This window comes from Larkinella insperata, from assembly GCF_026248825.1.
GTDB lineage: Bacteria > Bacteroidota > Bacteroidia > Cytophagales > Spirosomataceae > Larkinella > Larkinella insperata.
On the sequence record NZ_CP110973.1, the window covers coordinates 3,332,507 to 3,355,662 of the forward strand.

Sequence of the window (23,156 nt, forward strand, 5' to 3'; positions counted from 1 at the left end):
GGCTCTTTCCCGGTAGTTGGGGCATTAGGAGGGGAAAAAAACGTAAACTAACCCCATCGCATTGGGTTTACTTAACTAAACCTGATGTGATTTTATGGCCGACGCAACGCAGAAGTCTCCCCAAATATACAGTATAGTACCCGCCATTTTACCCCCTGACCAACTGTTTGGTCCGCTGTTTCATGATGTACAGATGAAGCCGGTTTTTGCCGATTCCATCACATTTGCCGACTGCTATCCCAAGCGGGCGCCGGAAGAAATCCTGAGCCGGTATGAAATCGAGAAACACCGGGATGGGTTTGAGTTGGAGGAATTTGTCTATACCTATTTCCACCTGCCGAAAAACCTGGAGACGGGCCACGTCAGCGATCAGTCGTTGCCCACGGCCGCGCATTTAAACCAGATGTGGCCGGTTTTTAAGCGGCAGTCCGAGCCTTTATGTTCGATGTTGCCTCTTCCCAGGCCCTACATTGTTCCGGGCGGGCGGTTTCGGGGGCTCTATTACTGGGATAGTTACTTCACGATGCTTGGGCTACGGGTCTCGGGCGAAAATGAACTGATCCGGGACATGGTCGAAAATTTCGCTCATTTGATTGATACCTACGGCCATATTCCGAACGCCAACCGCAGCTATTACCTGACCCGGTCGCAACCGCCGTTTTTTGCGCTGATGGTGCGGTTGCTTTCTGAAATTGACGGTCCGGACGTGCTGGTGCGCTACCTGCCCCATATGCAGAAAGAATACAATTACTGGATGGACGGGTATTTTCGGCTCAACGATCACGAAGGGGCTTTCCGGCGCGTGGTCGTGTTGCCCGATGGCGGCATCTTAAACCGGTACTGGGACGATTCGTCGGCCCCCCGCCCTGAATCGTACCGGGAGGACGTTGAACTGGCGCATGAAGCGGCTCCCTACGGCGTCTCACCCGGTGCGTTGTACCGTCATATCCGGGCGGCCTGCGAATCCGGCTGGGATTTCAGTTGCCGCTGGTTTGGCGATCCGGAACACCTGGCCACCATTCACACCACCGACATTATTCCCGTAGACCTGAACTGCTTGCTGTACGATCTGGAAATAACCCTGTCGGATGCCTATCTCCAGAGTTCGTTTCGGGAACCGTTTGAGCACTTCCGACAAAAAGCGGAGGCCCGACGAAAAGCCATCATGACGTATCTCTGGGACGAACAACGGCATTTTTTCATGGATTACAACATCGTTTCCCACAAATCAACACCGGTTTTGTCGCTGGCGGCTGTGTTTCCCCTGTTCTTCGGGCTGGCCTCCGACGAACAAGCGGCTCATGTTCACAAGCACATTGCGAAAAGCTTTTTAAAAGAAGGCGGAGTGGTTTCAACGGTTCTGGAAAGCGGGCAGCAATGGGATTTTCCGAATGGGTGGGCACCCCTGCAATGGATCACCCACCAGGGCCTGATGAAGTACGGCTTTACGGACACGGCTACTGAAATTAAAAACCGCTGGATGGCGCTCAATGACAAGGTATTTCGGGATACCGGTAAGATGATGGAAAAATACAACGTCGTAGATACCAGCTTACCGGCGGGTGGTGGGGAATACCCCAACCAGGATGGTTTTGGCTGGACCAACGGCATTTATCTGGCTCTGCAAGCTGCTGACTAATACAGCGTAAAGGCTTCAGTTAACAAGAAATGGACTCGAAACCGACACGTTCCGGTGGTCTTTCAGGTAGAAGAAACCGTACTGAAACCCTTCCTTCGGCATCGGACTGGTGACGGTTCGGGTTTTCGGATCAACCGTTGCTTGCTGCTTCGACCAAACCCGCTGCTCGTTGAGCGAAGTGGTGTCGTTGGAATAATGAAACTCGGCGGTGAGGATGGATACGGGCGACTGGTACGCCAGGCGGAGCGTCGAATCGTCAGCAACCACCGGCGCGACCTGCACCAGCGGAACCCCGTCGTTGAGCACGCTTTCGAAAAAATACCGGATTTCGTGCGGTATCCAGCCCGCTTCGTGGCCGTGCGCCATGTTTGGAATCAGGCACATTGTCCGCTGATTGGCCGAAACCAGGCTGTAGGTTTTGTGGTACGGGATCACGTTGTAGAAGCGATCCGTATTGCCGTTAACGAACAGAAATTTCGGCTGGGCATACGGCAGGTAGGCCGACGGATCGAAAAATTTCATCCATTTCCGACGGCTACCCGCCGAAAGCTGGCTGATCGGTTTTTTGAAAATGTCGGACTCGTCGTAGTAGCCACACCCGTAGACCGGGGCGGCTGCCTTGAACCGATTGTCCAGACTGGCGACGAGGCAGGTCAGGTAGCCACCCCAACTGATGCCCGTGACCGCCGTTTTTGACGCGTCCACTTCCGGCAGAGCCCGCAGCAGCGAGTGGGCCAGAATGGCGCTGGATACGGCCTGATACGTCCACATATCCTTTAAAGCGGCTTTTTCCAGTTTTAAAAACTTATCGACATCGCCCTGATCGGGTCCGGCCAGCGCCAGTCGCTGGCCGTCGGCTCCCTTGCCCGCCAGATCCATCGCGATGGCGGCATACCCGTCAGCGGCCCATTTTTCGACCCACTCTTTAAACGCCTTTCCACCCCCGCCGTGGATCAAAACGACGCCCGGAAACGTCCGTTTGCCCGTGGCCTTGCCCCGAATTAGATCGGGATTGGAATAATACGCGAACACCCGGGTGGGTTTCCCTTCGTAATCCGCACTCTGATAAAGCAACGAGTGAACCGGGCCGGTTTGATCCAGCCATTCCACCGCCGGAGCTTTACTCAGGGCGTTCAGATCCCACGGCAGCGAGTCCGTTTTTATAGCGCTGGCGTCGATGCCGGGAACGGTTTTGTTTTGGGCAAACCCCGCCGTAAGGCTGAGCAGAAAAAACACGAGTAACGCTTTCATCAGTTGAGGGGAGGAGTTTTGGAATCAAAAACAAAAGACCCATTCTGCGCTAAAATACTGTTCATGAACGGCTTTAAGCCACGTTCGCAACCGGACAAAAACTGTCCGAAATCGTACAACGGTTTTCGGCTAACCTGCCCAGAAAAGCGATTCAGGCATCTTTATCACCTTGGCAGGACATTTGATCAGCAAATATGGAACTAATTAATCGCGATGAAACGCAGCTACTTAGGGGAGTTTGAGGAGATCGTACTGCTCACGGTTGCCGTGCTGGAAGGGGGAGCCTATGGTGTCGCCATTACGCACGAAATTATTGAGCAAACCGGCCGTTCGGTGCGGCTGAACCAGATTCATTCGGCGCTGGAACGGCTGGAGGAGAAAGGCATGGTGAAGTCGGAAATGGGCGAACCCACGGCCGAGCGCGGGGGCCGTCGAAAGCGGCTGTTCACCGTCACGGCCTACGGTCGGCGGACGCTGGAAGAAATTCAGGAAGTACGCGCCAGCTTCTGGACCCGCCTGCTAAACCCGTTCAAACCCGTAACCAGCCTTTGAGGAGCTGAGCGTTAAATGGGAAGAATCAAAAGTTAATAATAAACGCATTTTGAAACTCGATTATACCGTAAAACTCATCATTCATAACTCTTAACTTTTCCTTATGCCCCCGCCCCAATTGGCCGACCGACTTCTGAAGCTTTTCTGCGCTGCCGACCGGCTCGAGGAGGTGCAGGGCGACTTGCACGAAGAGTTCGCCTGGCAGGTTCAGCGGGTGGGTGAACGGCGGGCCCGACTGCGGTATTGGTGCGACGTGCTGGGGTTTCTTAAACCGTTTGCCATCAAGCGTAAATCGAATGATCATTCCCCCAATCCTTTATTCAGTCCGTCTATGTTGCAAAATTATGTCAAAATCGCCTGGCGGAACTTGGTGAAAAACCAAACCTATGCCTTGATCAACGTTACCGGCCTGGCCCTGGGCATCGGCGCAGCGCTCCTGATTTTTGCGCTGGTTCGCTACCATTATTCCATTGATAAACACCACCAGAAGTACGATCGCATTTACCGGGTAACCACGCGGTTTGTGACCCCCGAAGGTAATTTTGATATCGCTGGCGTACCTTATCCGCTGGGAAAGGCGCTCGGGAATGACCACCCCGACATTGAACAGGTGGCAATGATTGACCAGTATCGGGACCTCTTGGTGACCCTACCGATGCGCAATGGTCCCGACCGGAAGTTCAAGGAGGCTCATCAGGTGGGGGCTTTCGTCCAACCGGCTTATTTCCGAATTTTCGATTACCGCTGGCTGGTGGGCGGACCGGCGGAACTGACCCGGCCGAATACCGTGGTGATCAGCGCCGAAAACGCGACGAAATACTTTGGTACGACCCAGGTAGTCGGAAAAGTCATCCGGCTCAACGCGATCCTGAATGCCCGGATTGTGGGCGTTTTTGAGGATTATAAGGATAATACCGATTTCGCTTACCCGATTATGGCTTCCTGGGCCAGCCTGAAGGAATTTCAAGGGCGTTCGTTACCCGACGATTTTGATGGAATCAACGGCGATACCCAGTGCTTTGTGAGTCTGGACAATCGCTTCACCGCAGCCGACTGGGACCGGCAGATGCTGGCTTTCGTAAAAAAATACAAACCGCACGGCGTGAAGGACACTCAGTTTCTGATGCAGCCGCTGTCGGCCATTCACTTCGCAACGGATACGGGTGGGGTTAGTCGGGGCCTGATCGGGTCGCTGGTGGCCATTGGCTTTTTTCTCATCCTGACGGCCAGCATCAACTTCGTCAACCTGGCTACGGCGCAGGCCCTCAACCGATCGCGGGAGGTGGGCGTGCGGAAAGTGCTGGGTAGCACGCGGGTGCAATTGTTCTGGCAGTTTATCGGCGAAACGGCTTTGCTGACCCTGGCTGCCACGGCTCTGGCGCTGCTATTTTTTCAGATTGGGCAACAACTGGCGCAGGAAAAGCTGCACGGCGTTTTCAGGTTTACCTTCTACTACGACCCAACCGTGCTGGGCTGGCTGGTGCTGCTCATCATCACCGTCATTGTCCTTTCCGGGCTTTATCCGGCCCTGGTGCTGGCCGGTTTCAAACCGGTGCTGGCGCTGGCAGGCCGGATCACGACCCGGCAGGTGGGCGGGTTTTCGGTCCGGCGGAGTCTGGTCGTTACCCAGTTCGCGATTTCCCAGATGCTGATTGTGGGCATGGTCGTCATTGCCAATCAGTTGCAGTATATTCAGAACAAAGACCTGGGTTTCCGTCAGGAGGCTATACTGACGGTCAATCTGCCTGATTCTCCGTTGCAGGATGTCGGGAAAATGAACGCATTCCGGAACCTGACTATGGCCATTCCGGAGGTAAAGAACGTGAGCTACTCCGTCGGGGGACCGCCCCAGTCGGGCTGGATTAGCCAGACGATGATCAAATTCGACACCCGGCCGGAGCCCGAAAAATTCACCACCCAGCAACGCTTTATTGATGCCCACTACCTGGACGTCTACGGTCTGAAGCTGGTGGCCGGGCGGAATCTCCAACCCGCCGATACCTCCCGCGAAGTGCTGGTCAACGAAGCGTTTGTCAAGGCGCTCGGGATAAAAAATCCGACGGAGGTGCTGGGCAAATTCGTGCACAACGGGCGCGGACTCGAAGTGGTGGGGGTCTTGAAAGACTTCAATCAGAATAACCTCAAAAGCGGCATTGCGCCCCTCTTCCTGACCACCCAGGCCACCAGCTATCACACCGCCAACCTGCAACTGCACAACGGAAATTACAAACGGGTGATCGATCAGCTGGAAAAGCAATACAACCAGCTGTATCCGGACAGTTATTTCAGCGCGCAGTTTGTGGACGAGCAGTTGCAGGAAAACTACGTTCAGGAGCAGACGATGGCCAAACTGGTCAATTTCTTCGCGGGCATTGCGGTCGTTATCGGTGGCCTGGGTTTATACGGACTCGTGCTGTTCATGGCGGCCCAGAAGACAAAGGAAATTGGCGTCCGGAAAGTGCTGGGTGCCAGCATCGGCGATATTCTGTGGCTATTCGGCCGGGAGTTTTTCCGACTGATCTTCGTGGCCTTTCTGGTGGCGACACCGGTGGCGTGGTGGGTCATGAACCACTGGTTGCAGGACTTCGTGTACCGCATCGACATCGGCCCCGGCATTTTCGGCCTGGCGCTGTTGGCAACGGTCCTAACAGCCGCGGTGACGGTCAGTTTCCAGAGCATCAAAGCCGCCCTGATGAACCCGGTTCGCTCGCTGCGCTCGGAATAAGGAGTGATCAGTTAAAAGTGAAGAGTGAAGAGTTAAAAATAAGCTGCCGCAGTGGAACTGCCGCAGTTCCACTGCGGCAGCCATTGGATGACAAAATGACGAATAAATCAGGCCCGTTCACCTACGTATTTACGCCTTAGTGCAGCCACGAGGTATGAATCCTGCGGTAGCTTATTCTTAACTTTTAATTTTTAACTCTTCACTCATCACGATGAAACCGCCCCGCCTGGCTGACCGATTGCTCGAACTGTTCTGCGCCCCCGACCGGCTGGAGGAGGTGTTGGGCGATCTGCACGAGGAGTTTGCCTGGCAGGTCCGGCGGGTGGGGGAGCGCCGGGCGCGGATGCAGTATTGGCAAGAGGTGCTGGGTTTTTTTAAACCGTTTGTCTGGAGATCCAAGTCGCCGTTTTCTTCTATTCCAACCCAAATCATGCTAACGAATTACTTCAAAATTTCGCTGCGCACCCTTTGGCGCAACCGCCTTTCGAGTGCCCTCAGTACGGTTGGCCTGGCCGTCGGACTGGCCAGTGGCCTGCTGATTTTTCTGCTGGTGAGCTGGCTGTTCAGCTTCGACCGCTACCACGCCAAGGCCGACCGCATCTACTGGATTGTAACCGATGTGAAGCACGACAACGTGGTGCCGAGCGATGCAACGCCCCGGCCCCTGGGCGATGTGCTGCGCCGGGATTATCCGTTTGTGGAAAGTGCCGTTCGGATGGAACTGGCATCTGGAAAAATAATTGGCGTGCCGGATGGCAAAGGCGGTTTGGCGAAGAAATTTGAAGAGTCTCGCAACGTTGGTTTTGTGGAACCGCAGTTTTTCGATGTGTTTGATGTCGAATGGGCAAAAGGCAATCGGAAAGCCGCGCTGAGGGCACCGAACACCGTCGTCTTATCGGAACGGTACGCCCAAAAGTATTTCGATGGGGCCGAACCGATTGGCCGGACGCTGCGGCTTGATAACCAGGCGAGTCTAACAGTTACCGGTGTGATTAAAAACCCGCCTTCCAATACCAAGCTGGGCCTGGAGATGCTGATTTCGTACAGCACCTTGCCTACGTTGACGGGGAATCCTGAGCTAATGCAGCAGTGGAGTGGACCGAGTACGCTGTGTTTTGTGGCGCTGCGGGAAGGAACGCCCGTGGAGCGGCTCGTCCAAACGTTCCCGACCGTTCGCCGGAAGTACATGGCCGCCCAGGAGGCTAAACTGCTGAATTTCCACGCCCTGCCGCTCAGCGATCTGAACCATAATCCGCAATACGGCGGACGTGCCCCCCGGCCAATTTTGTACGCACTCATCATGGTTGGGGTGTTTCTGGTGGTGGCTGCCTGCATTAATTTCATCAACGTGGCCACGGCCCGCGCCATTAGACGGTCCAAAGAGGTGGGCGTGCGGAAAGCCGTGGGCAGCACGCGCCGGCAACTAATCGGACAGTTTTTGACGGAAGCTACGCTGGTTACATTGGTGGCTGTCGTGGTGGCCCTGGTGCTGACCCAACTCAATCTGCCCCTTTTGAATAGCGCATTGGCGGTATTACACGCGGATCTTTCCATTCTGGATATATTTCGGCCCGATTCGCTGCTGTGGTTTGGCGGCCTGATCCTGGGGGTCATTTTGATGGCGGGGTTTTATCCCTCGGTGGTGCTGTCGCGTTTCAACCCGGTGGCGGCTCTGCGCGGACGCCTGACGACCCAACAGGTGGGCGGTTTGTCGGTTCGGCGGGGGCTGGTCATCGTGCAGTTTTTCATTACGCAGCTTTTTGTAATTGGCGCCATTGTCATGACGCGGCAGGTGCGGCACCTGCAACAGGCCGATCTGGGCTTCAATAAAGAGTCGGTGCTGACGGTTCCGGTCCCGACCAAAAATCCGCTGAAGCAGCAAACCCTACGCGAACAACTGGCCCAAATCCCTGGCGTTGAGCAGGTGGCGCTGGGTGGCGATCCGCCCGCTTCGCACCGGCGTCCGCCCGTTCCGTTCACCTACGACCGCCATGCCGAGCCGGAGAAGTTTCCGGTCAGTGTGAAAGTTGGAGACAAAGCGTATGGGCCGCTGTTCCGACTGAAACTGGTGGCCGGGCGAAATTTTAGCACCAACGATTCGACGAATGCGGAAGCCCTGGTTAATCAGGCCATGATCCGACAACTGGGGCTGCGTACGCCCGCCGAGATTTTGGGTAAACGGTTGACGGTGTTTGGCCTGGAAAAAACCATCGTGGGGGTCATCAACGATTTTTCGCTGGGCGAAATGCACGGCAGTATTCCGCCCACGGCGCTGCTCAACCTCCACACCGAGAACACGATGGCGGCTCTGAAAGTGGCCCCGGCCAACCTGCCCGCAACGGTCGCGGCTGTGGAAAAAACGTGGAATGAACTGTTTCCGGAAAACGTCTACCGGGCTTCGTTTGTGGATGAGCTGGTCAATCAGTTTTACCTGACCGAACGGATTCTGCTGGTGCTGATCCAGGTTTTTTCGCTGGTCGCCATTCTGATTGGCTGTCTGGGCATTTACGGGCTGGTGGTTTTCATTGCCGAATCGAAAACCAAAGAAATCGGCGTGCGGAAAGTGCTCGGCGCCACCCGTTCCCAATTGCTCTGGCTGTTTGGTCGGGAGTTTGGCCGACTGGTTTTGTTCGGCTTTCTGGTGGCCGCCCCGCTGGGCCGGTGGCTCATGGGCAACTGGCTGCGGAGCTACGAATACCGCATTGAACTTGATTGGTGGATTTTCGCCCTGGCCATGCTGCTCACGTCCCTGATCACCTTGGTCACGGTTTCTTACGAATCCATAAAGGCTTCCCTCGTAAATCCAGTGAAGAGTTTGCGGAGCGAATAATCTATAATGGAATGACGCGGATTGAAACTAGTCCGCGTCATTCTGCTTTAAGACGGTTTACCATACGTCAAGACGGTGTCCGCTTTGGTACGTCCGGCTGTCCGCTTTTGGACAAATTTTTCACACAATAACTTGAAAATAGTGACTTAACGCCCGCCAAAGGTCGTTTGGCTTCCTTGGCACTCCATTTGTTCGGCATTATCGTATAAAATACCAACGCCATGAAAAGGGCTTTTTTGGGGGAATTTGAAGAAGTGGTTTTGCTTACCGTGGCCGTCCTCGACGAAAGCGCCTACGGCGTGACAGTCACGCAGGAGATTGAACAGAAAACCGGTCGGGCGGTGGGCTTCAGTACGGTTCATACCACGCTGCAACGGCTGGAAGAAAAAGGCTATCTGTCGTCGCGAATGAGCGGAGCTACGGCCGAGCGCGGGGGGCGTCGCAAACGGTTTTTTACCGTCACAGCCGCCGGTCGGCGGGCATTGGTGGAGGTAAAACAGGTTCGGGAGCAGCTGTGGGATGCGTTGCCCCCGCAAACGCTGCAACTGATGGGACATTAAGAAGAACGGAACCCGTGACCCTCATCGCCTTCCCACCCGACATCTGAATTTTTAATTTTTATCTATAACGCATAATTCTTAACTCCCAATGAAACCACCCCGCTGGGCCACCTGGCTGCTGGAAGCATTCGGTCATCCCGATTCACGGGAGGAAGTGCAGGGCGACTTGCTGGAATTATATGCCTATTGGGTCCAAACCGTTGGGGAGCGCAAAGCTCGCTGGCGGTACGGCCTGAGTGCCTTGAAATTATTGCGGCCCCTGGCCCGGCGTAAGTCCGCAACGGAATATTCAACACCCTTTTTTCTAAGTCCCGTCATGATCCGAAATTACCTGAAAGTCGCCTTCCGAAACCTCGTTAAAAACAAGGTGTATTCGTTCATCAACATCGGTGGATTAGCCGTGGGAATGGCTGTGGCAATGCTGATCGGTCTTTGGCTGTACGATGAACTGTCGTTCGACAAGTACCATAAAAATTACGACCGGATTGCGCAGGTGATGCAGCAGCAAACGTCAAATGGCAAAATCTACACGCAGACGGCGATTCCTTTTCCGCTCGGCAGCGAACTGCGGACCAAGTACGGCAATGATTTCAAGTACCTGTCGATGGCGTCCTGGGAAGGGGAACATATCCTGACGTACGGCGACAAGAAATTCTCGAAATCGGGTTGTTACATGGAGCCTGATGCGCCCAAGATGTTCTCGCTTACCCTGCTGAAGGGCTCGGAGGAGGGGCTGAAAGAACCCAATTCCATTCTGCTGTCCGAATCGGTCGCCAAGGCCGTATTTGGCAAGGCCGATCCGCTGAACAAGTTGATGAAAATCGACAATAAACTGGACGTGAAAGTAACCGGGGTGTACGAAGATATTCCCTACAATGCGTACTTCAGAGACCTGACGTTCATTGCGCCCTGGGACTTGTATACTACGTCGGAGCCGTGGATTCAACGCTCCCGGGACCAGTGGGGCGATAATTCTTACCAGCTTTTTGCGCAGATCAACGACCAGACCAGTTACGAATCGGTCAGCAAACGCATCCTGCGGGCCAAGTATAACAACGTCGAGGAAAGTGACAAAAAATACAATGCCCAAATTTTTCTCCATCCCATGCGCGACTGGCACCTGCGATCCAACTGGGAGGAGGGCGTGCAGACGGGCGGACTCATTGAATATGTCTGGCTCTTTGGGATTGTCGGGATTTTTGTGCTGCTGCTGGCCTGCATTAACTTCATGAATCTAAGCACCGCCCGGTCGGAAAAGCGGGCCAAGGAAATCGGTATTCGGAAGGCGGTAGGGTCGGTGCGTAGTCAGTTGATCGGTCAATTTTTGAGCGAATCGCTGCTGGTCGTTGCCGTGGCCTTTGTCCTGGCCCTCCTGCTGGTTCTGCTCAGTTTGCCGTGGTTCAATGAGGTGGCCAACAAACGGATGACTATTTTATGGACGCATCCGGGATTCTGGTTGCTCGGAATCGGTTTCACCTTGCTGACGGGCCTGATTTCCGGCAGTTACCCCGCCCTGTATTTATCTTCCTTCGAACCCATTAAGGCCCTGAAAGGCAATACCGTGGCATCGCGGCTACAAACCGTTCGTTTCGTCTCCATCCCCCGCAAAGTTCTGGTTGTCTTGCAGTTCACGGTTTCGGTTTCCCTGATCATCGGGACCATCATCGTATACCGCCAGATTCAGTTCTCCAAAAACCGCCCCATCGGGTATAGCCGCGACGGGTTGATGATGATTCAGATGAAATCGCCGGAATTTTACGGCAAATTTGAATTGCTCCGGTCCGAACTCAAAAAATCCGGTGCCATCGTCGAAATGGCCGAATCGTCCAGCCCGATAACCTCCGTCTGGTCAAACAACGGGGGCTTTGAATGGGCCGGGAAGGACCCCAACCTGGATGCCGATTTTTCGACCATCTGGGTGACGCACGAGTTTGGGAAAACCGTCGGCTGGCAGTTCAAGGAAGGCCGGGATTTTTCGCGGGTCTTTTCAACCGACTCCGCTTCCCTGGTGGTCAACGAAGCCGCCGTCAAATTCATGGGCATCAAGGATCCCGTCGGTACCGTTGTGCGGTGGGGGGCCGACAGTAACGCGCGGGCGTTTAAGATCGTCGGCGTCATCAAAGACATGATCATGGATTCGCCGTATGATCCGGTTAAGCAATCCTTTTACCTGCTGGATTACGATAATGTGAACTGGATTGATCTGAAGCTGAACCCCGCCAAAAGCGCGAGTGAGTCCGTGGCTCAAATAGAAGCCGTTTTTAGACGGGTTATCCCCTCGGCTCCCTTCGATTACAAGTTTGCGGATCAAGAGTTTGCGGCCAAGTTTGCGGCCGAAGAGCGAATCGGCACCCTCGCTACGGGTTTTGCGGTGCTGGCCATTTTTATCAGTTGTCTGGGCATGTTTGGGCTGGCCTCTTTCGTGGTGGAGCAGCGGACCAAAGAAATTGGCGTGCGGAAAGTGCTGGGGGCGTCGGTGCTTAATTTGTGGGGGCTGCTGTCGAAAGATTTCGTATTTCTGGTCCTGATTGCTTTCGGAATTGCGACGCCCATTGCCTATTATTGTCTGCATGGCTGGTTGCAGAAATACGAGTACCGGACGGAAATTTCCTGGTGGGTTTTTGCCGCATCGGGCGCGGGCGCCCTGACCATCACCCTGCTCACCGTTAGCTTCCAGAGCATCAAAGCCGCCCTGATGAATCCGGTGAAATCGTTGAGAAGTGAATAACTGGTCCCGTCAGGGGTATGAGCTATCGTTATGCCGTCTCTGACCAATACAGGAGCTGTCTTCGTCTTCGAACAAATGGAGCGTGTCAACAAAGAGGTGTCCTTACTGATCGGGTGGGCAGTTTGTGATTTTTGTTCATCCGCGGACAGTGGTTTGTCCGAATTCGTACATAGGCGTACTGTTTCATTTGATAAATTGCTGTAAATCAATGGTATACTTTCGTCGGCATAGAAGTTGAACGACCGTTTTGACCTAACCTCCTCGGACAACTTGTATGCTGCGAAACTACCTGACCATCGCCTGGCGGAATATTCTGAAAGATAAGTTCTACAGCCTGATCAATATTCTGGGACTGACCATCGGCGTCACCTGCGGGTTGCTGCTGTTGCTCTACGTGACCGATGAGCTGAGCTTTGACCGGCACCATGAAAAGCGCGACCGGATTTACCGGATTGTTTCAGACATCACGGAACCGGATAAAATTAATCACTGGGTGAGCACGCAGCCCCCGCTGGTGAAAACCTTGAAGCAGGATTATCCGTTTGTCGAAAACTACGTCCGGTTTTTTCCGAACGGCCGGGTGATGTTCCGGCAGGGCGAAAAGCGGTTTTATGAAACGGACGTCTACGCGGCCGACTCGACGGTTTTTGAGGTATTTACGCACAAATTCATAGAAGGAGACCCCAAAACCGCTCTCGATCAGCCGGGGAGTGTTGTTCTTACGCAGACAACGGCCCAGAAATTCTTCGGGAACCGTCCGGCACTCGGTCAGTCGCTGCAAACCAGCGATACGACGTTCTACAAAGTAACCGGTGTGATCGAAGATGTTCCGAAAAATTCGCATTTCACCTTCAATGCGCTGTTCTCGCTCAGCACGGATGCGCGTCAGGCCAACGGCTGGGGCGGTTTTTACATTGTCAGTTATCTGCTGCTGCCTGAGCATTTCGATACGAAGATCCTGGAAAGCAAATTTCCGCAGCTTTACGACAAGCATATGGCGTCGATTTTCCAGCGCATGGGCATCAAAATTACGTACGAGCTGCAACCATTGACTGACATTCACCTGCACTCTAAAATGGACGGCGAAGCGGGGGGCGATATTAGTTACGTGTACATTTTTAGTGCCGTTGCGTTTTTTATGCTGCTGATTGCCAGTATCAATTATATGAATCTGGCCACGGCCCGTTCTGCCAAGCGCGCCAAGGAAGTCGGTTTGCGGAAAACGATGGGGTCGCTTCGTAACGCTTTGATGGGCCAATTCCTGACCGAATCGGTCCTGATGACGGTTTTAGCGTTGACCGCCAGCTTGGTTTTTGTGGCGTTGTTGTTGCCGTTTTTCAATACGGTTTCCGGAAAATCGATTCAGTTCCGCGAATTACTCCAGCCGCAATTTCTTCTCATCGCGCTGTCCATTGTGGTTTTTACCGGTTTTGTGAGTGGCAGTTATCCGGCCTTTTACCTCTCTTCGTTTGAGCCTGCAACGGTCTTGAAAGGTTCGTTCAATACCAAAGGAGGAAGTTTTTTCCGGAAAACGCTGGTGGTAGCGCAGTTTTCCATTTCGCTGATCATGCTCATCTGCACCTGGATTGTTTACCAGCAACTCAATTACATGCGCAGCAAGGATCTGGGTTACAACCGGGAACAGGTACTGACGGTCGATTATCAGGGAGGGCAACCCAGAGCACGTTACGATGCCCTGCGGAGTGCCCTGCTGGCGAACCCGACTATTCGGAGTGTGGGCACGGCTTCGTCGCCCACCAGCAACATCGGTGGACGGATCATTTTTGCGGTGGAATCCAACGCAGGATTGAAAGAAATGGGTTTCAAACCGATGGGAATTGACCACGATTACCTGAAAACGATGGGCATGAAGGTGGTCAGTGGCCGCGATTTTTCCGCCGATATTCCGGCCGATACCGCCAACGGCGTATTGGTCAACCAGGCCGCCGTCAAGCGGATGGGCTGGAAAGAGCCGCTGGGCAAGAAGGTGCTGCTGGGCGGACTGCCGCAAGCCGGCCAGCCTGCTCCGCCCACGGCGAAGGTAGTGGGCGTGGTGAAGGATTTTCACCAGCAATCGCTCTACAGCCCCATCGAGCCGATGATTATGCTATATCGACCGAATAATTCCGTGGTACATATTAAAATCGACCCGAAAAATGCCGAAAAAACCGTGGAATTTATCGGGAAGCAATGGCAGGCAACGTACCCCGACCGCTTGTTTGAGTACCGGTTTCTGGATCAGGATTTTGAATCGGCCTACCGCGCTGATGAGCTTCGAGGTCGGGTTTTTACGGCGTTTTCGGGCCTGACGATTCTGATTGCCTGCCTGGGTCTGTTTGGGCTGGCAACGTTCACCACCGAGCAGCGGGTGAAAGAAATCGGTGTCCGGAAGGTGCTGGGGGCGTCGGTTTCGAACGTGGTGCTGCTGCTATCCAAAGATTTCACGAAACTGGTGCTGTTCTCATTTCCTATTGCCATTCCGGTGGCCTGGTATTCCATGGACCGCTGGTTGCAGCATTTTCCGTACAAAACCGAAATCGGCGTCGGCGTCTTTGTGGCAGCCTGCTCGCTGACGTTACTGATTTGCTGGATGACGGTGGTTTATCAATCGGTAAAAGCCGCCGTGGCCAATCCCGTGAAATCACTGCGGAGTGAATAACACGGTCTAAATCATCTTGAACCGCCCGGTCGCTTAAGTCTCTTAACAGCATATGCTACGCAATTACATCAAAATCGCAATTCGTAACCTCCGCAAGCAGCGGGGTTTTACGTTCATCAACATCTCCGGACTGGCCGTGGGGCTGGCCTGCTGTCTACTGATTACGCTCTACGTAGTCGATGAGCTGAGCTTCGACCGCTTCCACGAAAAAGCCGACCGCATTTACCGGATCAACGCCGACATCAAGTTTGGCGGCAATGACATGCACATGGCCGTATCGCCCGACCCGATTGGCCCCACGTTGCTCAAGGATTATCCGCAGGTGGAAAATTTCGTGCGGTTGCACGGGCGGGGCACCTGGCTGGTCAAACGCGCCGGGCAACCCAATAACCTGCAGGAAAGAGACATCATTTTTGCGGATTCGACGCTCTTTGACGTCTTTACGTTGCCGCTGGTAGCCGGAAATCCGAAACGGGCGCTGACCGAGCCCAACACCATTGTCATCAGTGAGTCGGCGGCAAAACGGCATTTTGGCAGCCAGAATCCGATGGGGCAGTCGCTGGTGCTCGACAATAATTTAACCTGCCGGATAACGGGAATCATGCGGGACATGCCCACCAACTCGCATTTTCGGACCGACTTTTTCGTCTGCATGCGGAGCGACAATTACCAGTGGGGCAACTGGCTGAGTAACAACCACCACACGTACATTGTGCTGAAAGAAGGAGTTGATCCCCAGTCGTTTAGTCGTAACTTCGAAGCCGTTATTCAGAAATACGTCGGACCGCAGGCGGTGGCTTTTCTGGGAACAACCGTTGAACAGTTTCGGCAGGCAGGCAACCGGATCAATTACTGGATGATTCCGCTGACCGACATTCACCTGCATTCAAAACAGAACATCGAACTGGCACCCAACAGCGACATTCAGTACGTGTACGTCTTCTCGGCGGTGGCGGTTTTTATCCTGCTCATCGCCTGCATCAATTTCATGAATCTTTCGACGGCCCGCTCGGCCAACCGGGCGAAGGAGGTGGGCGTGCGGAAAGTGCTCGGGTCGGTGCAGCGGCAATTGATCGGCCAATTCATGACCGAATCAATTCTGATGGCAGTGCTGGCCCTGGCGTTGGCGCTGGTGATCGTGGCGCTGGCCGTGCCGTTCTTCAATGAAATTTCGGCCAAGCAACTGACCGTCGACAGCCTGTTTGTTCCGCAGTTTCTGCCGGTTTTGCTGACTCTGCCCCTGATGGTGGGTTTGCTGGCGGGCAGTTATCCGGCTTTTTTTCTGTCTTCGTTCCGGCCCATCAGTGTGCTGAAAGGAAAAATCAATCTGGGGTTGAAAAGCGCCGGGTTGCGCAGTGGTCTGGTGGTTTTTCAATTCATGATGTCGGTGATTCTGATTGTTGGTACACTGGTGGTCTACCGGCAGATTAACTTCATTCAGACGACCAAACTGGGTTTCAAACGTGATCAGGTGCTGACCGTCAACGAGGCTTACGGACTGGGCAATCAGATACAGGCGTTCAAGGAAGAGGTGCTCAAACTGCCGGGGGTGGTATTGGGCTCATTATCGAGCTACCTGCCGGTGCCGTCGGATCGGAGTGATAGCGCGCTATTCCCGGAAGGCCAGATTGATCAGAGTAAGGCGGTTTCGTCGCAACAATGGGCGGTCGATCACGATTATATCCCTACGCTGGGCATGGAGCTGGCGCAGGGCCGGAATTTCTCGCGGGAGTTTGGGGCGGATTCTTCCGCTGTTATTCTAAACGAAACGGCCGTCAAAATTTTTGGCTTTAAAAATCCGATTGGCCAGCGGGTGGCGCGAATGGTGGACAACGAAGGCAAAGTTTTCAAAACCTACACCGTCATTGGCGTTGTGAAAAACTTCCATTATGAGTCCCTGCGGCAGAACATCGGTTCGGTGGCTTTGTTCATGGAACCTTCCCGGGGATCGATTTCATTCCGGCTCGGTGGTCAGGATATTCCGGGGCTGGTGAAACAGGTGGAAGCGAAATGGCGGCAAATGGCGCCGGGTATGCCGTTTAATTACTCGTTTCTGGAAGACAGCTTCGATTCGATGTACCGCGCCGAACAGCGGGTCGGTCAGATCGTACTGACGTTCTCGGTGCTGGCCATTCTGATTGCCTGCCTGGGCTTGTTCGGGTTGGCGGCTTTCATGGCCGAGCAGCGGACGAAGGAAATCGGTGTCCGGAAGGTGCTGGGGGCCAGCACGACCAGCATTGTGGGCCTGCTGTCGAAAGATTTTCTCAGACTGGTTCTGATTGCCATCCTGATTGCCACACCGATTGCCTGGTACGGGATGAATCAGTGGCTGGAAGACTTTGCGTACAAAATTGATGTGCCCTGGTGGGTGTTTGCCGTTGCTGGCGTTGCCGCCGTGGTCATTGCGTTTGTAACGGTGTCGTTCCAGTCGATCAAAGCCGCTATGACCAATCCGGTGAAGAGTTTGCGGAGTGAATAAGGCTGCACGGGACTTGAGCGGTTTTTACCGGGATTCCGGGTAATACGCAACCTTACAACCGCCTGGTTTTACAATACACCGTAAATAAAAAGGGAGCTGTTTTCAGCTCCCTTCTTGCTTATCCGTAGTTTGCACCACGTCCAACGGTATTGACCGCTGAGCTCTAGACGCTCAGAATCCGTACCATCCGCAGCAAATCCTCGTTGATCGGCTTGGGCAATTTGATGGTGTCTATGAAAGGGGTATAAATCAGTTCGTTGTTGACGATACCCGCCATAACGTTTTTCTGTCCTTCCAGCAGTCCTTCCAGGGCTCCCAGACCCAGGCGGCTGGCCAGAATCCGGTCGTAAGCGGTGGGAACGCCCCCCCGCTGAATGTGGCCCAGTGTGGTCACCCGCATATCGATATCCACCCCAACCTGTTCCCGAATCTGCTCCGCCAGCACCACGGCATTGCCTTCTACGTCGCCTTCCGCCACGATGATGATGGACGACGATTTAGACCGGCTCCAGCCCTGTTTCAACGTTTCGACGACTTCCGGAATGGGCGTCAGGACTTCGGGGACCATCACCAGTTCGGCTCCTCCCGCAATTCCCGACTGAATGGCAATGTAGCCGGAGTCACGGCCCATTACTTCGATAAAGAACACCCGGTCGTGGGAGTCGGCCGTATCCCGAATTTTATCGATGGCTTCCAAAGCCGTGTTGACGGCCGTGTCGTAGCCGATGGTATAATCCGTTCCGTAGAGGTCGTTGTCGATGGTTCCCGGCGCTCCGACGGTTGGAATCTGATATTCTTCAAAAAACTTTAAAGCTCCGGTAAAAGTCCCGTTCCCGCCAACGGCGATCAACCCTTCAATGCCGTGGCTCATCAGTTGATCGTAGGCTTTTTTACGGCCTTCGGGGGTCATAAACTCTTTGCTGCGAGCTGATTTTAGAATAGTCCCTCCCCGTTGAACAATGTTGCTAACCGAGTGGGACGTCATGGGGAATATATCGCCGTTAATCATTCCGTTGTACCCCCGACGGATGCCGAACACTTCGACGCCGTGGTAGACTGCTCCCCTGACAACCGCCCGAATGCAGGCATTCATGCCGGGGGCGTCACCGCCGGAAGTAAAAACAGCTACGCGCTTCATGATAAAAGTCTATTTTAAATTTTCAGTGTGCAAAAAGATAATCGTTTGCCTTTCGCTTGCGAACCGCAAATTTATTTTCATTTTCGGACAAACCGACAAATGTGCTCAATGAAAAACGAATTTAATACTTCCATAAAGTCCAAAGTCGTTCTTTCAAACCGAATTACTTATTCATAAACGCTTAATAAGCGATTGGTTATTAACTGATTGTAGTCAATTATTCGGTCGCCTGCGGTGGCGTTGTAACTTTCGTTTTACCAACGGATAAACCGCATACGTAATCTTTACCGACGCGATTCCGATCCCTGCCCCGGTCAAAACATCGGCCCAATGGTGTTTTTCGTTGGCAACGCGCAACACCCCCGTGGCCGTGGCCATGGCGTAACCGGCAATGCTGATCCAGGGACTTTTGTGTTTGTAAGCCTGGTGCAACAGCTCGGCACCCGTGAAAGCCACGGCGGTATGCCCGGAGGGAAACGAACGCCGGTCGGAACCGTCCGGGCGCGTCGATTGCACCGTCCGTTTGAGTCCTTCGGTTACAACGCCCATCACCCCGTTCGACACCACCGTCACCATCAGTTCATCACCCAGGTTGACCGCCGGTTTAACGCCCGCTGCCTGCAACGCCACCCGCAACCCGTAGGGGCCAAACCGCAGGTAATCATCCGCTGCACTAACGTGGCCGGTCGAGGTGAACGGTTCGCGGGTAGGATGCCCGAGCAGGGCTGTTCCTGCCCCGGCCAGGGCCGCCGGAACGATAAAAGCTTTCAACGGATACCGTCGTTCGGTCGGAATGGAATCACCCGCTGTCTGCGCAAAAAGCCGGAAAGCCGTTAGCCAGAGTAAGAAAAGAAGTCGCAAGCGTTGAGCCATAGGATGCACATCATTTAGACGGTTGAAACCGTTTGGGTAACTTCAAAAAAGGTATGTCCGCGACCACGACCACCATCATGGGCTTTTAAAATAGGATTCATATTCTCATCTGGCAAAGCGAAACCGGACCGCCCTCGCCAGAATTCGGGCGTGATTCCACAAGGCCGTTGCGGTTCCAAAATGAGTTGCCAACACCTTAAACCGATCCGCCAGCGACTGCCGGTGGCGCTGCACGGACAGACCGCCAACCAGGTATTTACACAAAATGAAATCGAGCCAGACCACTTTTCGGGCGGCTTTCAGGCATCGAATTTCCCAATCAATGTCCGCGCTCAGGTTTTCTACCCAGAAATCGGGAGCCAGACTGCGCCGGGCAATAAAGGCTTGGTGGCACACTTTCATGCCCATGGCCATATCGCGCCAGGTCAGGTGGTGCGGCAGGGTATGGGGTGTTATCCGCGAGCGCAGGCCCAACGATTGACCGGTATCATCCACAAACAGGGCGTCGCTGTAGTAGACATCGGCGGGGTTCGTCCGAATCTGGTTCAGCAGGTTGGAAATCGTCGTGGCGTCGTAAAGCTCATCCCCGGCGTTCATAAACCAGACGTAGTCGCCCGTAGCCAGTTGCTGACCCTTGTTCATGGCGTCGTACAAACCGCGGTCCGGCTCCGAAACCCAGCGGCTGATGTGCTTCTCGTAGTTCCGAACGATGCCGAGTGTGCCGTCTTTGGAGTGCCCGTCGATGATCAGATATTCCACTTCGTCGCCCGGTTGATTGGCGAGCAGGCTCCGGATCGTGCGTTCCAGAAACCGTTCGGCGTTGTAGGTGACAGTGATGATTGAGAGTATGGGCATGGTTGCGTGGCGGCAATTTGCAAAAAAACGGTAATTTTACGTGCTAACCAACGGCTGAATGGAAACGAATTCAACAACTTCGTCGGCACTTCAGGATGCATACCGGTCGCAATACGCTGATGCTGACCGGACCTGGCGGAATATGGGCGCGCGGATGAAAGCCAAAACCATTCGTCGCCTGTGCCAGTCCCACAACTTTCCCAAGATGCTGGACGTAGGTTCGGGCGACGGCGCGGTGTTGCAGCAGCTCGATCAGGCCCGGTTTTGTCCGGCCATGCATTCGCTGGAAATCTCCGAAAGCGGGGCCAATCGAATCCGGGAGCGCGGGTTGACCACGTTGCAGAGCGTGCAGCTTTTCGACGGCTACAAAATACCGTACGGCGCCCGGGAGTTTCCGCTGGCAACCTGCTCACACGTCATCGAACACGTTGAACATCCGCGGCTGCTGCTGCGCGAAATTGCCCGGGTTTCGGAGTATCAGTTTTTCGAAGTGCCGATTGACTTCAGCTTTTTTGTTGACCGGAAAACCGATCATTTTCTGTCGTACGGCCACATCAACATTTTCACGCCCTCGCTGTTTAAATTTCTGCTCAAATCCGAAGGGTTCGAAATCCTGGCGGAACACAGCGTCTTTTACGATACGGCCGCCATCCGGCATTCAGCGCCGAACACGCTGACGTTCTGGGCCATCTGGCTCAAAACGCAGGTTTTGAAATCCGTGCCGACGCTGCGGAAAATCAAACCGAGCGCCTTTGCAGTTTTGTGCCGGAAAAAAAGCGACATCACGATTTTTTAACCTGCTCGTACAGGTCAATGTAGCGCCGGGCAATGACCGTTTCGTCGTAATTCGCGACCACGTGCTGGCGGGCGTTGGTGGCCAGTTGATTATACGCCGTTTGGGGTTGCTCCAGAATCCACTGCATCCCATTTGCCAGATCGTCCACCGACCGGTATTGGACGAGGTAGCCATTCTGCTGGTGCTGCACCATTTCCGGAATACCGCCCACTTCAAAACCGACGACCGGCGTTCCGCAGGCCATCGACTCCATGATGGTGTTCGGCAGGTTTTCTTCCAGCGACGGGATCACGAACAGGTCGGCGGCACTGTAAGCGGCCACGATTTGCCGCAGGTTGCTCAGTGATCCCAGGAAATGATACCGGAACGGCAGCTCCTGCAACAAACTTTCATCACCTCCGCCAAAGATTAGCAATTCGACCTCCTCAGGTTGGGCCAGTTGTTGCTGCAACAGGGCCAGGGCTTGCTGGAAGTAGGCAAAACCTTTGCCCAGCGCCGACACTTTGGCGGCTGCAAATAGAATGAGTCGTTTATCCGTCGAAACCTTCAACTCCTGCCGGGCTGCGGTTTTTTCCAGGGGCGAAAATAACTGCGTGTCGAGCGGATTGGGAATGGACTGGACCGCCAGCTTCCCGAACAGGCTGCTCTGCCGGGCGCGATTGGCCAGCCATTGGCTGCAACCCACGGGCGTCAGCCGGGCGTTGTCGTAGGCGCGTTGTTTTCGGAGCCAGTCGCCGTGGGAGAGGTCGTCTGAGGACGGTTTTCGCAGGAACGGGCAGTTGCCGCACTGCTGCTGATACCGCTCGCAGGTGCCGCTGTGGTGACAGCCGCCGGTGAACGCCCACATATCGTGCAGGGTCCAGACCACCGGTTTTTTCAGGGCAAACAGCCTGCCCAGCGACCGGGTTGATAGAAAGCCGAAGGTAGTCCAGTGCAGGTGCAGAATGTCGGCCTGTTGTACGAGCGGATGGGCGCTGATATCCGTCCCGATCAGGGCGGGTGAGAAGGCAAACCGTACGGCGCGGCTGTGTTCAAACGGCACAAACGTCAGGCGGTCGAGGGCAAAGCGGGCGGTGGCCCAGCGTTTCTGCCACCCCGACCGGGCCAGCGAAACCACCGACGGTTCCTCCACCGACGTTTCGGCCACCAGCATCTGCGACGACAAACCCGCCCGGTTCAGGGCCTGATTGAGTCGGTTGGCGGCAATGGCCGCTCCGCCCGCCCGGTGGTAGGTGCTCAGGTGAAGAACCCTCATTTGGTGGCCGTCAGAACAATGTAAGGTGAAAACGCTTTGGTTTCCACCGGAACCAGCTTGAAAAACACCTTGAGTGGTAACCAGAGTACTTTCCGTAGAATCCGGCCCAGTAGCGGCTTTTCGTGTTCCCGTTCCAGCCAGAGCATAAACCGCCCGTCGTAATAAACCTGGATGTTTTTCAGCCCCAGGCGTTCGCCCGCTTTTCGCAGCCGGTCCAGGTCCATCGACTGGATGTTGTGCTTGGCGTAGTTCTCCGGGTCAAAGGTTTTCTGAAACCAGCCGTTCAGCCCGCGGAAGTTGGGCAGCGTAATGAGCAGCGTACCGCCGGGGGTCAGCGATTCAACGTGCTTTTCAATAATATTTTCTGTGTCGTCGAAGTGCTCAATCAGACCGTTCGACATCACTAGGTCAAATCCTTGCCGGGGGGTATACTGAAACAAATCGGTTTCGATCACGCCCACCGAGCCTTCCGGCAGTCCGTTGGCCCGTTCCAGATCGTGCAGAATTTTTGGGTGCACCACGTAATCGAGCAGCGTGGTGTCGGTGTTCAGGTGCTTTTTCATCCAGACCGAATAATACCCCGGAAAGCCGCCCAGTTCCAGCGCCGAACGGGTGGGGTGGGTCGCTACCAGTTGCCGAATGAGCGGTAAGAAAGGATATTTGTTCGGTACCTTAAAAATCAACCCTTCTTTCGATTCCCAGTAATTAAGCCAGAATGTGCGGTCGGTTAGTGTCAAAGCCGTAGTGAATCAAGGCGCGGGCAGTGGTCCCGCATCCCGACAAAAATAGTTACTCTCGCACAGAATCGAAACCGCC

Annotated in this window: 15 protein-coding genes; 9 read left to right on the top strand and 6 right to left on the bottom strand. The window is 54.4% G+C overall.

The window, feature by feature from the left end; translation table 11 throughout:
• Positions 1–193 precede the first annotated feature (193 nt).
• Complete coding sequence (gene treF / locus OQ371_RS13400; RefSeq protein WP_374761417.1) at positions 194–1,639, top strand: alpha,alpha-trehalase TreF; 1,446 nt, start codon at positions 194–196, stop codon at positions 1,637–1,639.
• Positions 1,640–1,654: 15 nt separating this feature from the next.
• Here treF and OQ371_RS13405 read toward each other — a convergent pair whose 3' ends face one another.
• Entirely contained in the window at positions 1,655–2,890 is a 1,236-nt protein-coding gene (locus OQ371_RS13405; RefSeq protein WP_265988446.1) for an alpha/beta hydrolase family protein, read from the bottom strand.
• Between the two features lie 213 nt (positions 2,891–3,103).
• On the opposite strand from OQ371_RS13405, the gene OQ371_RS13410 reads away from it, so the two are divergent.
• From OQ371_RS13410 to OQ371_RS13440, 7 genes are all read left to right on the top strand, one after another.
• On the top strand, positions 3,104–3,442 hold the full coding sequence (locus OQ371_RS13410) for a PadR family transcriptional regulator (protein ID WP_265988447.1): 339 nt from the start codon (positions 3,104–3,106) through the stop codon (positions 3,440–3,442).
• Positions 3,443–3,545: 103 nt separating this feature from the next.
• Entirely contained in the window at positions 3,546–6,167 is a 2,622-nt protein-coding gene (locus tag OQ371_RS13415) for an ABC transporter permease (RefSeq protein ID WP_265988449.1), read from the top strand.
• A 211-nt stretch (positions 6,168–6,378) separates the two neighbouring features.
• Positions 6,379–8,997 carry an ABC transporter permease gene (locus OQ371_RS13420; RefSeq protein WP_265988450.1) on the top strand — a complete coding sequence of 873 codons (2,619 nt, stop codon included), beginning with the start codon at positions 6,379–6,381 and terminating at the stop codon, positions 8,995–8,997.
• Positions 8,998–9,218: 221 nt separating this feature from the next.
• Entirely contained in the window at positions 9,219–9,557 is a 339-nt protein-coding gene (locus tag OQ371_RS13425) for a PadR family transcriptional regulator (protein WP_265988451.1), read from the top strand.
• An 88-nt stretch (positions 9,558–9,645) separates the two neighbouring features.
• Positions 9,646–12,285 (top strand): ABC transporter permease, encoded by a 2,640-nt coding sequence (locus OQ371_RS13430; protein ID WP_265988452.1) that lies wholly within the window; start codon positions 9,646–9,648, stop codon positions 12,283–12,285.
• 274 nt (positions 12,286–12,559) lie between these two features.
• Positions 12,560–14,944, top strand: coding sequence for an ABC transporter permease (locus OQ371_RS13435; RefSeq protein ID WP_265988453.1), 2,385 nt, complete (start codon positions 12,560–12,562; stop codon positions 14,942–14,944).
• A gap of 52 nt (positions 14,945–14,996) precedes the next feature.
• Positions 14,997–17,423 (top strand): ABC transporter permease, encoded by a 2,427-nt coding sequence (locus OQ371_RS13440; RefSeq protein ID WP_265988454.1) that lies wholly within the window; start codon positions 14,997–14,999, stop codon positions 17,421–17,423.
• A 163-nt stretch (positions 17,424–17,586) separates the two neighbouring features.
• On the opposite strand, the gene pfkA is transcribed toward OQ371_RS13440, so the two are convergent.
• From pfkA to OQ371_RS13455, 3 genes are all read right to left on the bottom strand, one after another.
• On the bottom strand, positions 17,587–18,561 hold the full coding sequence (gene pfkA / locus OQ371_RS13445) for a 6-phosphofructokinase (RefSeq protein WP_265988455.1): 975 nt from the start codon (positions 18,559–18,561) through the stop codon (positions 17,587–17,589).
• A 213-nt stretch (positions 18,562–18,774) separates the two neighbouring features.
• Positions 18,775–19,434, bottom strand: a complete 660-nt coding sequence (locus tag OQ371_RS13450) for a phosphatase PAP2 family protein (RefSeq protein ID WP_265988456.1) — start codon at positions 19,432–19,434, stop codon at positions 18,775–18,777.
• A 105-nt stretch (positions 19,435–19,539) separates the two neighbouring features.
• Positions 19,540–20,289 (bottom strand): glycosyltransferase family 2 protein, encoded by a 750-nt coding sequence (locus OQ371_RS13455; protein ID WP_265988457.1) that lies wholly within the window; start codon positions 20,287–20,289, stop codon positions 19,540–19,542.
• A 58-nt stretch (positions 20,290–20,347) separates the two neighbouring features.
• Here OQ371_RS13455 and OQ371_RS13460 point away from each other — a divergent pair, with 58 nt between their 5' ends.
• Positions 20,348–21,085: a class I SAM-dependent methyltransferase gene (locus tag OQ371_RS13460; RefSeq protein WP_265988458.1), complete on the top strand. Its 738-nt coding sequence runs from the start codon at positions 20,348–20,350 to the stop codon at positions 21,083–21,085.
• Here OQ371_RS13460 and OQ371_RS13465 read toward each other — a convergent pair.
• The gene (locus OQ371_RS13465) at positions 21,072–22,340 is read right to left on the bottom strand and encodes a glycosyltransferase family 4 protein (RefSeq protein WP_265988459.1); all 1,269 of its coding nucleotides are present in this window, start codon (positions 22,338–22,340) and stop codon (positions 21,072–21,074) included. The genes OQ371_RS13460 and OQ371_RS13465 overlap by 14 nt on opposite strands.
• Positions 22,337–23,077 carry a class I SAM-dependent methyltransferase gene (locus OQ371_RS13470; protein WP_265988461.1) on the bottom strand — a complete coding sequence of 247 codons (741 nt, stop codon included), beginning with the start codon at positions 23,075–23,077 and terminating at the stop codon, positions 22,337–22,339. Before OQ371_RS13470 ends, OQ371_RS13465 begins: the two co-directional genes overlap by 4 nt.
• Positions 23,078–23,156: the final 79 nt, after the last annotated feature.